This window comes from uncultured Arthrobacter sp. (assembly GCF_902805515.1).
GTDB lineage: Bacteria > Actinomycetota > Actinomycetes > Actinomycetales > Micrococcaceae > Arthrobacter_D.
Genome location: NZ_CADCTE010000168.1, coordinates 1 through 347 on the forward strand (window position 1 = coordinate 1; position 347 = coordinate 347).

The 347-nt window shown below is 64.6% G+C and carries 1 pseudogene; it reads right to left on the reverse strand.

What is annotated here, in order from left to right:
• Positions 1-12: 12 nt before the first annotated feature.
• Positions 13-347, reverse strand: a pseudogene (locus QZX79_RS15460) (ribosome-recycling factor); the annotation flags it as partial.

Below are 347 nucleotides of genomic sequence, written 5' to 3' on the forward strand. Positions count from 1 at the left end.
CTCGCCGCGCTAGCCCTCGTCCTCCCCTGCGTCGCCGTCCTTGACTGCCTTGTCGAGCCCGTCCTTCGCCTTGCGGCGGATGTTGCGCATGGAGATTTTTGCGTCCTCGGCCTTGGTGCGGACGAGCTTCACGTATTCCTTGCGGCGCTCCTCGGTGAGCTCCGGAAGGACAACCCTGATGACGTTGCCGTCGTTGGAGGGGTTGGCGCCGAGGTCGGAGTCGCGCAGGGCGCGTTCGATGTCGTTGAGCGCACTCCTGTCGAAGGGAGTGATCAGGAGGGTGCGGGCTTCAGGGTTCTGGAACGAGGCAAGCTGCTGCAGCGGTGTCGGCGCGCCGTAGTAATTGA